The organism is Campylobacter sp. BCW_6871, from assembly GCF_001762325.1.
Lineage (GTDB): Bacteria > Campylobacterota > Campylobacteria > Campylobacterales > Campylobacteraceae > Campylobacter_D > Campylobacter_D jejuni.
This window is the reverse complement of record NZ_MJWQ01000038.1, coordinates 1-13,324: the sequence shown is the minus strand read 5'-3', so window position 1 is coordinate 13,324 and position 13,324 is coordinate 1. Positions and strand designations below refer to the sequence as shown.

General features: G+C 29.9%; 13 protein-coding genes and 2 pseudogenes. 9 read left to right on the top strand and 6 right to left on the bottom strand.

Annotated elements, in window-relative coordinates; genetic code table 11:
- Positions 1-17: 17 nt before the first annotated feature.
- From ceuE to AJ930_RS03725, 6 genes are all read right to left on the bottom strand, one after another.
- Positions 18-1,010 carry an enterochelin ABC transporter substrate-binding protein CeuE gene (gene ceuE / locus AJ930_RS03750; protein WP_052949159.1) on the bottom strand — a complete coding sequence of 331 codons (993 nt, stop codon included), beginning with the start codon at positions 1,008-1,010 and terminating at the stop codon, positions 18-20.
- 12 nt (positions 1,011-1,022) lie between these two features.
- On the bottom strand, positions 1,023-1,778 hold the full coding sequence (gene ceuD / locus AJ930_RS03745) for an enterochelin ABC transporter ATP-binding protein CeuD (RefSeq protein ID WP_070274857.1): 756 nt from the start codon (positions 1,776-1,778) through the stop codon (positions 1,023-1,025).
- Positions 1,775-2,713, bottom strand: a complete 939-nt coding sequence (gene ceuC / locus AJ930_RS03740; RefSeq protein WP_002881476.1) for an enterochelin ABC transporter permease CeuC — start codon at positions 2,711-2,713, stop codon at positions 1,775-1,777. Before ceuC ends, ceuD begins: the two co-directional genes overlap by 4 nt.
- Positions 2,706-3,674, bottom strand: coding sequence for an enterochelin ABC transporter permease CeuB (gene ceuB / locus AJ930_RS03735; RefSeq protein WP_002871405.1), 969 nt, complete (start codon positions 3,672-3,674; stop codon positions 2,706-2,708). The genes ceuC and ceuB overlap by 8 nt, the downstream gene beginning before the upstream one ends.
- Before the next feature lie 85 nt (positions 3,675-3,759).
- A complete protein-coding gene (locus AJ930_RS03730) occupies positions 3,760-4,749 on the bottom strand; it encodes a phospholipase A (protein ID WP_070274856.1) in 990 nt (329 codons plus the stop codon).
- On the bottom strand, positions 4,746-5,321 hold the full coding sequence (locus AJ930_RS03725) for a molybdenum cofactor guanylyltransferase (RefSeq protein ID WP_070274855.1): 576 nt from the start codon (positions 5,319-5,321) through the stop codon (positions 4,746-4,748). Before AJ930_RS03725 ends, AJ930_RS03730 begins: the two co-directional genes overlap by 4 nt.
- Before the next feature lie 61 nt (positions 5,322-5,382).
- On the opposite strand from AJ930_RS03725, the gene AJ930_RS03720 reads away from it, so the two are divergent.
- The 9 genes and pseudogenes from AJ930_RS03720 to AJ930_RS03680 all read left to right on the top strand — a co-directional run.
- The gene (locus tag AJ930_RS03720; RefSeq protein WP_070274854.1) at positions 5,383-6,690 is read left to right on the top strand and encodes an NFACT RNA binding domain-containing protein; all 1,308 of its coding nucleotides are present in this window, start codon (positions 5,383-5,385) and stop codon (positions 6,688-6,690) included.
- A 1-nt stretch (position 6,691) separates the two neighbouring features.
- On the top strand, positions 6,692-7,030 hold the full coding sequence (locus AJ930_RS03715; protein ID WP_002855905.1) for a hypothetical protein: 339 nt from the start codon (positions 6,692-6,694) through the stop codon (positions 7,028-7,030).
- Positions 7,031-7,038: 8 nt separating this feature from the next.
- Positions 7,039-7,764, top strand: coding sequence for a phosphatidate cytidylyltransferase (locus AJ930_RS03710; protein WP_070274853.1), 726 nt, complete (start codon positions 7,039-7,041; stop codon positions 7,762-7,764).
- Complete coding sequence (gene dxr, locus AJ930_RS03705) at positions 7,761-8,831, top strand: 1-deoxy-D-xylulose-5-phosphate reductoisomerase (protein WP_070274852.1); 1,071 nt, start codon at positions 7,761-7,763, stop codon at positions 8,829-8,831. The genes AJ930_RS03710 and dxr overlap by 4 nt, the downstream gene beginning before the upstream one ends.
- Position 8,832: 1 nt before the next feature.
- Positions 8,833-10,227 (top strand): M99 family carboxypeptidase catalytic domain-containing protein, encoded by a 1,395-nt coding sequence (locus AJ930_RS03700; RefSeq protein WP_070274851.1) that lies wholly within the window; start codon positions 8,833-8,835, stop codon positions 10,225-10,227.
- Positions 10,224-11,231, top strand: coding sequence for a tRNA (adenosine(37)-N6)-threonylcarbamoyltransferase complex transferase subunit TsaD (tsaD, locus tag AJ930_RS03695; protein ID WP_052858220.1), 1,008 nt, complete (start codon positions 10,224-10,226; stop codon positions 11,229-11,231). The genes AJ930_RS03700 and tsaD overlap by 4 nt, the downstream gene beginning before the upstream one ends.
- Positions 11,232-11,747, top strand: coding sequence for a type II secretion system protein (locus tag AJ930_RS03690; RefSeq protein WP_052949168.1), 516 nt, complete (start codon positions 11,232-11,234; stop codon positions 11,745-11,747). It abuts the gene before it with no gap.
- Positions 11,747-12,986: pseudogene (locus AJ930_RS10185) on the top strand (DUF2920 family protein). Before AJ930_RS03690 ends, AJ930_RS10185 begins: the two are co-directional and overlap by 1 nt.
- 9 nt (positions 12,987-12,995) lie before the next feature.
- Positions 12,996-13,324: pseudogene (locus AJ930_RS03680) on the top strand (motility associated factor glycosyltransferase family protein); the annotation flags it as partial.

The window sequence follows — 13,324 nt, the reverse complement described above, 5'->3', positions numbered from 1 at the left end:
GCCCTTGCGAGGTTGTATTATTTTACAGCATTTTTGATTTCTAAAATCATAGTTTTTAAAGACTCTAGTCCATTTCCACTTGCTAAATACCAGTATTCTGGATCAAGATAGATGATTTTTTTGTTTTGTGCTGCTTTGGTTTTAGCAACAAGCGCATTATCGAGTATGCCTTGAGCGCGTTCTTTGTTGCCTACAATGATATTTCTATCAACAACAAAAATATAATCAGGATTTTTTTCTAATATAAATTCAGAATTGATACTTTTGCCGTGTGTACCTACTTTTATATTCTCATCTACCGCGTTAATCCCTAAAACATCGTGAATAATCCCAAAGCGAGATTGAGGACCAAAGGCTGAAATTTTGTTAGAATTTGTAAGAATGATAAGAGCTTTTTTATCTTCATTAACTATGCTTTTGGCTTTTTCAATTTCATTTTTAATATCTGAAATTTTTTCTAAAGCTTCTTTTTCTAAACCATAAAGTTTTGCAATGCTTAAGACATTGTTTTCAAAAGAGCTTAAAAAATTTGCATTATCAAGACCTACAAATAAAGTTGGAGCTATTTCTTTTAATTTATCATAAAATTTACTTTGGCGTCCAGAAATGATGATAAGATCAGGTTTTAAAGCATTAATGGCTTCAAAATCAACTTGTTGCACTCCACCTACACTAGGTTTGTTTTTAAATTGTTGTAGGTATTTTGGTAAATTTTTAGCAGGAACGCCTGCGACTTTATCGTTTAATTTTAAAGCATCAAAAGTATCTAAAATTCCAAGATCTAAGATCACTACCTTAGAAGGATTTTTAGGGATTTTATTTTCTCCTAGACTATCCTTTACTAAAAAACTATCACCCTCATCACTCATGCTAATAGGCAAAACTTTCACCGTAGCAGTGTTGGTTTTTGTTGTAGAGCTTGCATTGTTTTCATTTGAGTTTGAATTACAAGCTGTTAAGATTAGACTTAAAAAAAATGCAAAAAATGCAAAAACTAAAGATTTTTTCATATTTTCTCCTTTTTAAAAATAAATACAAATTTTCTTACCATCAATTTGACTTACAGGTATATCCATATCATAAATTTGTTTTAAATTTTCTTGATTGATGATTTCATCTTTTGAACCTTGTTTTAAAAGCTTCCCATCTTTTAAGGCTATGATTTCATCAGAATAAATCGAAGCAAAATTAATATCATGCAATACAACAGCTATACTTTTGTTAAAGTCTTTGACTAAATTTTTCATTAGTTGCATGATTTGTACGCTATGTTTCATATCAAGATTGTTTAAAGGTTCATCAAACATTATAAATTCAGTATCTTGAGCGATGATCACGGCTATAAAAGCTCTTTGTTTTTGTCCGCCGCTTAATGTATCTAAAAATTCATTTCTTAAGTTGCTAAGCCCCATGTATTCTAAAGCTTCATTGATTTTGATTTTATCGTTTGCATTAAGTCTTCCTTGAGAATGTGGAAAACGCCCAAAAGCGACTAATTCTTCAACTTTTAATCTTAAATTGATATTGTTTTGTTGTTTGAGAATGGAAATTTTTTGTGCTAAGATTTGCGCTTTATAGTCTTTTAAATTCATTCCATCAATATAAATTTCTCCGCTACTAGGTTTTATCAAACGACTTGCTAGAGCTAAAAGAGTGGATTTTCCAGCACCGTTGGCTCCTATTATAGAAGTGATTTTGCCTTTATGAAAATCAAGGCTAAGATCTGAAATAATGGCTTTATTGTCATAAAATTTGGTGATATTTTTTAGTTTAATCATAATTTATTACCCTTTAATACAAGATAGATAAAATATATCCCGCCTAAGAAATTAATAACCACGCTTATAGTGGCATTATAATCAAAAACTCTAGAGACAAAAAATACCCCTCCAAGCAAAGCTAAAATGCTAATGAGTATACAAGCACTTAGTAAAATACTATGCTTTGCAGTTTTAAATAGTTCATAAGTGATATTTACTACCAAAAGCCCTAAAAAGGTTATAGGACCTACAAGCGCGGTGCTAATAGAAGTTAAAATAGCTATGATAATCATCAATTGTTTTGAAATTTTTTGATAATTTATCCCTAAATTTATCGCTAAATCTTTGCCTAAATTCAAAGGATCCAAAAATTTCATATAGCGAAAAATCCATATAAAACTTAAAAAGCTAATAATATAAGCAAGAATTAAAACATCAAAAGCAATATTATCAAAGCTAGCAAACATTCTTCCCTGTATCACCATGAATTCATCAGGGTCGATTAATACTTCAAAAAAAGAGCTTAAAGTGCTAAAAAGTGTTCCAAAAACTAAGCCTAAAAGCATGATAAGATAAATGCTTCTATCGCTACTAAATAAAATTTTATAAAGTCCTAGTGAAAAAACTACCATACAAACCAGAGTGATTAAAAAATTGATATCGTTTTTATAAACACTTAAATTAGCCGCACCAAAAGAAAAGATAAGAGCACTTTGAAGTAACATATATAAAGAATCTAATCCTATGATAGCAGGGGTTAGAATTTTGTTATTGCATAAAGTTTGAAAAATCACTGTTGAAACAGCGATACAAATAGCTACTATGATAATAGCTGCAATTTGTAAAAAACGACTTTTTAAGGCGTACTCATCAAAGCCATTTAAACCCACAAGTATAAAAATCCCTATCATGTTAAGTGTTAAAAAGCTTAAAATCAGCATTTTTTTACGCATAAACTTTCCTTTTTAACAAAAGAAAGATAAAGATTAAAGATCCTAAAACACCTGTAGTGATACTTAAAGGCATTTCAAAAGGAAAGATGACAAGTCTTGAAATGATATCGCAAACAAGTAAAAACAAAGCTCCACAAAGTGCTATATAGATAAGATTTTTTCTAAGGTTATCACCTAGATAAAGAGCTACTAAATTTGGGATAATTAGCCCTAAAAAAGGGATAATCCCAACGCTTACAATCACTAAGCTAGTGATAATGCTTACAATCATCAAGCCTAAAAATAATATACCATTATAAGAAATTCCAAGATTTAAAGCTATATCTTCGCCCATGCCAACTATGGTGATTTTATGAGCTAAAAAATAAGCAAGTATAAAAAGTGGTAAAGAAATGTAGAGCAATTCATAATTTCCTTGCATAACATTTGCCATACTGCCTTGTAACCAGCCTTGGATATTTTGTATATAATTTAAAGCATAAGCAAAAAAAGTGGTTATAGCACTAATAATGCCTCCAAACATCAAGCCTATCAAAGGTACAAAAATCACATCTTTGAGTTTGATTTTTCTTAAAATTTGGATAAATATAAAAGAACCCAAAAGCGCAAATACAGATGCAATGATAGCTTGAGTGAAAAAAGACGCTCCAGCAAAAAATATTAAAGAAACAAGTATGCCAAATTTAGCACAATCCATAGTCCCTGCTGTAGTTGGGGAAACGAATTTATTTTGCGTGAGTTGTTGCATGATAAGTCCGCATATACTAAGACTCATTCCCGTGAGTAAAATCGCTATAAGTCTAGGAATTCTTGTGAGAGTTATGATTTCTAATTGAGTGGAGTTAAGATTAAGAATATCTTTTACATTGATACTGATAACTCCTATAAATAAACTTATCATTCCAAAGAATAAAAGTAAAGCTATAAGCGCTTTTAAACTCAATATATGCTTAAAAAACAAATCTTTCCTTATAGTAATAATAATTATCAAAAATGAAATTGTAATGAAATTTGTTTTAAGAAATGATAAAACTACAAAGGATATTTTAGTAAGAAATCAAAAATCCAGTGGAAAGTCTTTGCAAGTGTTTGTTATAATCTATAAGACTTTCTCCATAGCCATTAAAGTATTGTAAATACCAATAAATTCCGTTATTAAAAATATCATATCCTAGATCAACCTGTATAGCACCTTTGTTATCGTGGAATTTAAGATTGTTTCTTAGCATAAGATTGATAAAATAATCATCGCCTAAATACGCTAAATTCACATCAAAATTTCCCATATAATGCAAGATGGCAGGATTATCATCATCTTTTTTGCTTTCAGGAATCCTATACCAAAGGCGTGGAACAAATAAAAATTTATTATATAAAATAGCTGTAGATACATAAATTCTATTCCATGAGCGAGATTGCAAATTCTCATCTCCCTTACCATTGCTTTCATGCAATATACCTACGCGTAGGTTGTTAAAAAATTCATAATCTTTAAGATACAAAGGAAAATCTATAAAAAATTCTGGCTGATAGTTGGTTTCTCTAAAAGGAGAAGAATGTTCATAAATTTGCCACCAAGAAGTTTGAGTATAGGCTATATAATATTTTTCATCCAATCCTAGCAAATTTTCAAAAAGCCTTTTTTTAATGCTAAGTTGAAATTTAGCTTCACTTTTATTGTGATTTTCTTCCAGAGAGTTAAAACTATAAGCCAAAGGTAGAAAATAATTCATTTTATAAGCACTAATGCCAAGAGGGTTAAAGTATTCATCTTCTTCAAGATAATTTGCCAAGGCAAGACGAGCAAAATCTTGTCTTTCTTCTTTGGCTGCAATAATAGATTTTTCATTTTGAGTAGTTTGTTTAGTTTTATTTTGTTCTTGAGGGATTAAAACAGATGAATTTTTTAAAGCGAGTTTTTTGTAAATTTCCATAGCTTTTTTATAATCGCCTTGTTTTTCATACTCTAAAGCTTGTTGTAAATCACTAGCCCATATAAAAACACATAAGCTTAAAAATAAAGCAATTTTTCTCATTTTAACTCGCTTTTAAATTTTTCATATTCTTCATAAAAATTAAGATTTAAAAAAGCATCTTCATCTTCAAATTCTACAAATTTGGTTTTAATCTCAGAAAATAAAAGTCCTATTTTTTGTTCATTTTTTTCTAAGAAATTTTTACAAGTTTGAGCTAAAGAGCTGTGGTAAAAGCCACATAAGGGATGTTTATGTAAAGGGGTTTTGGCTATGATTATTTTATAGTTTTGCTCTAAAAAAGGAAGCATTTTTAAAAGCTCATTTTTACCTACTTTAGGACTATCTACACTTAAAACAAAAACAAATTCATTTTTAAAATTTGAAAGTATAGAGTAAAGCGCAAGCATAGGAGAGTAAACTTCAAATTCTAAAGAATCTTTTATCAAGCTAAAATGGTTTTCAAATTTGTCTTCTTTTGCGCTCACATAGACATTTTTAAAAATTTTAGAAAATTTATTTACTTGAAATTGAGTTAAATTTTGATTTTTAAGAATCAATTTGCTTTTATCTTGTCCCATACGACTAGATTTACCACCACATAAAATCACACAATTTAGCTCATTAAGCTGCACAAATTTCCTTTTTTAGTTTAATTCTACCACAAATTCGCTAAAATATTTTATAATTTCTTTTATGAAATACACAGAACTTTTACAATTGCAAACTTTTTTTTCTCAGTTTAAAAAAATCGATTTTATCAAGCGTATCAATGACAATATTTTGGAATTAAGCTTTGATAAAGAAAGATTTATTTTTGATCTCACTCGTGCAATGAGTGCGATTTATACAGCTAAATTTAATGCAAAAAACTATAATGCACCTTTTGATTTTATGCTTAAAAAGTATTTTAGCAATGCTTTTATAAAGGAAGTTAAAGTCCTTGAAGGCAATCGTATTTTATGTTTTAGTGTAAAAGCTAATAAGGCTTATAAAAGCTATGAGAGCAAAATTTATTTTGAATTTACGGGTAAAAATACCAATGTTATTCTTACAGATGAAAAAGATTTGATCATAGAGGCTTTAAGGCATATTGATAAAAGTTATCGTGTTGTAAAACCTAATGTGATTTTAGAGTCTTTAAAGCCTTATAAAATGGATGAAAATTTTGAGGAAATTAAAGACTTTGCAGATTATTTTTCTCGCAAATTTACAAGCATTTATGAGAGTAAAATCAAACAAATAAAAAATTTAAAACTTGCACAAGTGGATAAAAAAATACAAAATTTACAAGAACTTTTTTCTAGTTTAGATGAAGAAAATTCTTTACTCTTAAAAGCTTTAGAATACAGAAAAAGGGCTGATGTATTGTTTGCAAATTTGAGTGTTTTAAAAGATTATGAAAGGGAATTTAAGCTTGATGATTTTGAAGGCAAAGAGCTTGAATTTAAGCTTGAATTTAGTCCTAAGCAAAGTGCTAATTTATACTATAAAAATGCCAAAAAATTAGAACAAAAAGCTAAAAATTTAAACATACAAAGGCAAAATTTAAAAGAAAAGTTAGATTTTACCTTGAGTTTAAAAGAATTATTGCTTCAAGCTAAGAGTGAGATAGAGCTTGAAATTTTACTACCTAAAAAAAATAGCAAAAAAAATCAAGATCATAAACAAGAAGATCTTGTGGCAAATTTTTATTTTAATGAGTTTAAAATTTGCGTGGGTAAAAATGAAAAAGGCAATGAATTTTTACTTAAAAATGCTAAAAAAGATGATTTGTGGCTTCATGTAAGGGATATTCCTAGTGCACATACTTTGATTGTATCAAACAAGCAAAAAATCAGCCTTGATGTGATAGAATTTGCTGCAAGGCTTTGTGTAAGCTTTTCTAAGTTAAAGAAAGGTTCGTATTGGGTCGATTATACCTTAAAAAATTTTGTTAAGGTTCAGCAAAAGGCGTTTGTAAATTATACAAATTTTAAAAGTATTAATATCACGAAGGATTAAAATGCCAGTTAGCCCATTAGGAAATGTCAATTATATAAATCAAAATATGGCTTATCCAGCTACACAAGCAAGCAATGAGCTTGCAAAAGAAGGTTTTGCAGCTACGCTAAATATGGCTGAATTTAATGAAAAAGAAAAAACTTTAAACAAGCTTGAAAAAGTCAATGAGACTCATGAAATCAAAGAAGAGATCAAAGAAAAAGCCGAACAAGAAGAAAAAAAGAAAAAACACAATCAAGAAGCTAAAACCAGCGATGATGAGAAAAATGAAGAAGATGAGTCTAAAGATCCAAATTTTAAAGACGCACAAAGCATTCATCGCTTAGATATTAGTATATAAGGAAAAATATGTTTAATACAACTAGAATTATTTCAGCTCTTGTGATGATAGGGGCTATTATTATTATCGCGTTGATTGATCAATTTTTTATCAATTTTATCGTTTTTGCGGTTTTATTGTATTTATCTTTTAGTGAAGCAAAAAAACTTTTTGCTTTAGAAAATATTTCTATTATCCCTTTGGTTATAGCTTTTATTTTGGGAAGTTTATCGCATAAAGCTTTACTTTTTGGGATTTTAGCTTTGTTATTAGTTGTTGGATATTTGGTTTATAAAAAGGCTTCCTTAAAACCAGCTCTTATTTATATGTATCCTAGTTTGCCTATTTTAGCACTTTGGCAAGTGTATTTAGATCAGGGTATGTTTGCGCTTTTTTGGCTTATCATTATCGTTGCAGCTTGTGATAGTGGGGCGTATTTTATCGGAAAACTTATGGGTAAAACTCCTTTTTCTCCAACAAGTCCAAACAAAACCTTAGAAGGTGTTATAGGTGGCTTGATTTGTGCGAGTGTTATTGGAACTATTTTGGGAGTTTTTGTTTATAGTTTTTGGCTTTCTTTGCTTTGTTCGTTTTTTGTAGCGATTTTTGCAGTAATTGGAGATTTGCTTGAGAGTTATTTTAAAAGAGAAGCAGGTGTAAAAGATAGTGGAGATCTTATCCCTGGTCATGGGGGTGTGCTTGATAGGATCGATGCGGTGATCATTGCTGCTTTTGTGATGGTTGCTCTTTTATGATACTTTTTGGAAGTACGGGTAGTATAGGAGTAAATGCTCTTAAACTTGCTGCTTTAAAAAACATTCGTATTTCTGCTTTAGCTTGTGGAGATAACATCGCTCTTTTAAATGAACAAATCGCAAGGTTTAAGCCTAAATTTGTTGCCATAAAAGATTCAAAAAATAAGCATTTAGTTAAACACGATAGAGTTTTTATAGGGCAAGAAGGTTTAGAGCGAATTTTAACAGAATGCCAAGACAAACTTTTGCTCAATGCTATTGTAGGTTTTGCAGGACTTAAAAGCACTTTAAAGGCTAAAGAACTTGGCAAAAACATAGCTTTAGCTAACAAAGAAAGTCTTGTGGTGGCGGGGAGTTTTTTAAAAGGGGCTAAATTTTTACCCGTTGATAGTGAGCATGCGGCTTTAAAATTTTTACTCGAAGGTAAAAAAAATATAGCAAAACTTTATATCACAGCAAGTGGTGGAGCTTTTTATAAGTACAAAATCAAAGATTTAAATCAAGTTAGTGTCAAAGATGCTTTAAAACATCCTAATTGGAACATGGGAGCAAAGATCACTATAGATAGTGCGACTATGGCAAATAAGCTTTTTGAGATTATAGAGGCTTATCATTTATATGATTTTAAAGAAATTGATGCTTTAATAGAACCAAGATCTTTAGTGCATGCAATGTGTGAATTTAAAAATGGAGCTAGCACGGCGTATTTTTCAAAAGCAGATATGAAACTAGCTATTTCAGATGCTATATTTGAAAAACAAGATACACCTATTTTAGAGGCTGTTGATTTTAGCAAAATGCCCGCTTTAAAATTTCATAAAATTAGCACAAAAAAATATCCTATTTTTAAGCTTAAAAATACATTTTTAAAAGAGCCAAATTTAGGTGTTATTATCAATGCTGCTAATGAAGTTGGTGTTTATAATTTTTTAGAAAATAAAAGTAGATTTTTAGACATTGCTAAATACATTTTTAAAGCTCTTGATCACTTTGGAGTACCTAAAATTTCAAGCATAGAAGAAGTTTTTGAGTATGATTTTAAAACAAGAGAGTATTTAAGGAGTTAAAATGAAATTTTTTTTAACAATTTTATTTCTTATAACAAGTATTTTTGCTTTAGAGCTAGACTTTAGCGTAGGAGAAAATGGTAAAAGCCTAGATGACAATAATACGGTTTTGATCTTTGGTGGAATTCAAGGCGATGAGCCTGGTGGATTTCATGCGGCAAGTTTGCTTTTGAGTGATTATAATATCACTAAGGGTAAGATTATAGTGGCTCCAAATTTAGCTTTTGATAGCATTATCAAGCGTTCGCGTGGGAATAATGGGGATTTAAACCGTAAATTTGCAAGTATTAGCCCAAAAGATCCTGATTATAAAAGAGTTCAACGCATTAAAGAGCTTATTTTACTTCCTGAAGTTAGTATGGTGATCAATCTTCACGATGGTTGGGGTTTTTATAAACCTACTTATATTGATGCGATGCAAAATCCTAAGCGTTGGGGAAATTCAAGTGTGATTGACACAAGCGAAATCAATGCAAGCAAATACCCTGATCTTGAAAATATCGCTACTCAAACCGTAAATAGTGTCAATTCTTCACTTGCTGATCCAAAGCATGCTTATCATCTTAAAAACACCAAAACCCAAGAGCTTGGTGATACGGAAATGCTTAAAGCTTTAACTTATTTTGTGATTTCAAATCACAAAGCTGCTTTTGCAAATGAAGCGAGTAAAAATCTGCCTGTAAATTTAAGAGCTTATTATCATCTTTTGGCAATTGAAAATTATCTAAAAACCGCAGGAATTGAATTTAGCAGAGATTTTGAACTTACCCCACAAGGGGTTGATAAAGCCATAAATAAAGAGCTTGAAGTGAAACTTTTTGATGATAGAATTTTACTTTCTTTAAAAAATCCAAGAAAGGTTATCAACTATGTGCCTTTTCCGGTAAATAAAGAGTTAAATTATAATACAAGTAATGAACTTACTGCTGTTATCGCAGAAGGAAATTCTTTTTATATCCAGTATGGCAATCGTTTTCAAACAAGATTATATCCTGAGTATTTAGAATTTAGCGATGCTTTTAATGAAGTAACTTTTCAAGTTGATGGCAATGAAACCACCGTTCCTTTTGGAACCAAGGTAAAAGTAAAAGAGAATTTTCTTATTCCAAAGATAGCTAATGTGCGCGTAAATATCATAGGCTTTGATCATGGAAAAGATGAAAGTGATATTTTAGTTCATAAAAAAAATATGCAAACACAATACTCTTTGGATATGGCAGGTAAAATTTATAGAGTGGAATTTTATGAGTTAAGAGGGGTGAATTTGCAACAACTTTTAGAGGCAAATACCAATAGCAAGTTGATCAAAAATGCTAAAAATTTGGACTTAAACACTCTTAAAATGGCAAGATCAAAAGATAAATTCTTAGGTTCTATTTTAGTGGAATTTGAATGAAAAATCTTATCCTAGCTATAGAAAGTTCTTGCGATGATAGTTCTATAGCTATCATTGATAAAAATACCTTAGAGTGTAAATTTCATAAAAAAATTTCCCAAGAATTAGATCATAGTATCTATGGGGGAGTGGTACCTGAACTTGCTGCAAGACTTCATAGCGAAGCTTTACCAAAGATACTTAAGCAATGCAAAGAGTATTTTAAAAATCTTTGCGCCATAGCTGTGACAAATGAACCTGGACTTAGTGTTTCTTTGCTCAGTGGAATTTCTATGGCAAAAACTTTAGCAAGTGCCCTAAATTTGCCTTTAATCCCTATAAATCATCTTAAAGGTCATATTTATAGTCTTTTTTTGGAAGAAAAAATTTCTTTAGATATGGGAATTTTGCTTGTTAGTGGTGGGCATACTATGGTGATTTATCTTAAAGATGATGCAAGCTTAGAGCTTTTAGCAAGCACAAATGATGATAGTTTTGGAGAAAGTTTTGATAAAGTAGCTAAAATGATGAATTTAGGTTATCCTGGTGGGGTCATCATAGAAAATTTAGCAAAAAATGCCAAACTTAAAAATATCTCTTTTAACATACCTTTAAAGCATTCTAAAGAACTTGCTTTCAGTTTTTCAGGACTTAAAAATGCAGTGCGTTTGGAAATTTTAAAGCATGAAAATTTAAGCGATGATATAAAAGCTGAAATAGCTTATGCCTTTGAAAATACAGCTTGTGATCATATCATGGATAAATTAGAAAAAATTTTTAATCTTTATAAATTTAAAAATTTTGGCGTTGTAGGTGGAGCTAGTGCAAACCTTAATTTGCGTTCGCGTTTGCAAAATTTATGTCAAAAATATAATGCAAATTTAAAACTAGCTCCTTTAAAATTCTGTTCTGATAATGCGTTGATGATAGCAAGAGCTGCGGTTGATGCTTATGAAAAAAAGGAATTTGTAACCATAGAAGAAGATATTTTAAGCCCTAAAAATAAAAATTTTTCAAGGATATAGATGAGAAAAGCTTTTACTATATTAGAACTTGTTTTTGTGATCGTTATTTTGGGAATTTTAGCTGCTATTGCTTTACCAAAAATGAGTTCAAGCAAGGATGAAGCTGAAGTTAGCAAGTCTTTAAACAACCTTAAAACTTTGATCAATGATATAAGCATTTATACTTTAAAAAATGATCATTTAAGCTCTATAAAAACGATGAGTAATGTAAGCGGGGTTGAAAATGCTGATCTTGGCAATTTTAACGGCACAAAAGAAGTAAATTTTCGCGTAGGCGATGATAAAGAATGCTTAAAACTTGTTTTTATAAATAAAGCTGATTTTATGCTCATGGGAATTTCAAGCAATGAAGCAAGTAAAAATGCTATCATCAACGCAGCCAATCAAAGCCATGAAGATTTAGAAAATATAGACTTTACAAGCTCTTCAAGCAATAAAGCTTGTGTGATCTTAAGCAAGAATGAAAATTTTAAAAACCTAGCGAGTAAAACTTATCTTTTAATAGGGGGAATGTAATGATAGTGAGTAAAACTTATGAGATTGATTCTTGTGATGATGTAGAGCTTGGTATAAAAAGAGAATCAAAGCTTGAATTTAAGCTTTGGTATGATGATGAAAAAACACCCAAAGCTTTGGTGTTTGTGGTGCAAGGTATGGGTGATGATATATCATCGATCCAATATGTTGGTGATTATATGGTAAGACAATTTAATACTGCTGTAGTTGGAGTAAATTATCATTGTATTGGCAATCGTCCTCAAACTGGATCAACTTTTTATTTAGATGATATAGACAAGCTTATTTTAAAAGCAAGTTGTGAAGCTGTGGATATCAAGCTTCCTTATGATATTGATAAAATTCAAGACTATAAACAAATGAGTGAGATTTTTCACTTTGTAAATAATCAAATAATAGAAGGCAAGCAAAAAGGTAATTTTACACCAAATTATTTTTTAAATTTACATGTGAGTTTGCAACCTACAAAAAATGAGTATCAAAATTTTGGGATCATGCAAGCTCAAGATCTTTTAAATGTTGCACTTTATCTTAAAAAACATGCTCCTTTTGATACTATGGGGGGGTATACCAGTTATCATGATAGGGGGTTCTCATGGGGGATATTTAGCACATTTGGCGGCTAAAATTGCACCTTGGCTAATAGATGGAGTGTTGGATAATTCTGCATATGCTAAGTTTTTATGGAGAGTTGTAGGTTTTGGAAAGGAAATAGATTTTATGCAGTATAGCGAATTTGCTACTTTTGATTTTTTTCATCATATTAAAACACATTGCTCGACAAAAACTTTTTGGACAAGTAATTCTTCATCGCCTTATTTTTTTTCTCCCGCAAGAAGAAAAATTCGAAATCTTTTAGAAGGAGATCATCTTTTAGAACAATCAAAATGTTTAAAAACTTGCTTTATAAGTTATCATTCGTTATATGATGAGTATGTTTCTTTAAAAGAAAAAACTATGCTTTATGAAGAGCTTGAGAAACTTGGTTTTGATGCAACTTTGTATTCTATTACTAAAGAATCTCAAGTTGATGGAAAATTTATTAAAAACTTAAATCATGGTATGGGAATTCCAGTAAAACTTTTGATTAAGAAAGAACTTCCTTTAATGCTAGAAAAAATAAAACAAAATCCAAAAAAAGATTGTAAAGAAAAATGCATCTCTTATCCTTGTGAGGATTTGTTGTATCAATTTAGTGAAAAAGATGACAAAATATCACTCAAAATAGATAAAATTTAAGGAAATTTCATGACTATATTAGAAAAAAACATACAAGCTTTATTAAGTGGAGTAAATGAACCCTTAGGAAATAAACTTTTAAATTTCATACAAAATAAAACTTGTTCTCGTTTTAATATAGATGAAAATTTAAATATCTTTGATAAAACTCATAATGTTTTCATGTATGAAAACTTAGAAGAAGAATTAAATTTTTTCTATCAAAGTATTTTAGAAAAAACTCCTAGATATCCTTTTATATGTATTTATGGTATAGGCAATGCTTTGCTTATTAAAAATTTAGCTAAACACTATAAACATCTTTTTGTATTTGAAAGTGAAATAGAACTTTTTATCCT

What these genes read in the sequence shown, in the direction of transcription:
- AJ930_RS03710 (WP_070274853.1), top strand. Translation starts at nt 7,039, where the DNA reads ATGTTTAATACAACTAGAATTATTTCAGCTCTTGTGATGATAGGGGCT.
- AJ930_RS03690 (WP_052949168.1), top strand. Translation starts at nt 11,232, where the DNA reads ATGAGAAAAGCTTTTACTATATTAGAACTTGTTTTTGTGATCGTTATT.
- tsaD (WP_052858220.1), top strand. Translation starts at nt 10,224, where the DNA reads ATGAAAAATCTTATCCTAGCTATAGAAAGTTCTTGCGATGATAGTTCT.
- ceuC (WP_002881476.1), bottom strand. Translation starts at nt 2,713, where the DNA reads ATGCGTAAAAAAATGCTGATTTTAAGCTTTTTAACACTTAACATGATA.
- dxr (WP_070274852.1), top strand. Translation starts at nt 7,761, where the DNA reads ATGATACTTTTTGGAAGTACGGGTAGTATAGGAGTAAATGCTCTTAAA.
- AJ930_RS03700 (WP_070274851.1), top strand. Translation starts at nt 8,833, where the DNA reads ATGAAATTTTTTTTAACAATTTTATTTCTTATAACAAGTATTTTTGCT.
- ceuD (WP_070274857.1), bottom strand. Translation starts at nt 1,778, where the DNA reads ATGATTAAACTAAAAAATATCACCAAATTTTATGACAATAAAGCCATT.
- AJ930_RS03730 (WP_070274856.1), bottom strand. Translation starts at nt 4,749, where the DNA reads ATGAGAAAAATTGCTTTATTTTTAAGCTTATGTGTTTTTATATGGGCT.
- AJ930_RS03720 (WP_070274854.1), top strand. Translation starts at nt 5,383, where the DNA reads ATGAAATACACAGAACTTTTACAATTGCAAACTTTTTTTTCTCAGTTT.
- AJ930_RS03715 (WP_002855905.1), top strand. Translation starts at nt 6,692, where the DNA reads ATGCCAGTTAGCCCATTAGGAAATGTCAATTATATAAATCAAAATATG.
- ceuE (WP_052949159.1), bottom strand. Translation starts at nt 1,010, where the DNA reads ATGAAAAAATCTTTAGTTTTTGCATTTTTTGCATTTTTTTTAAGTCTA.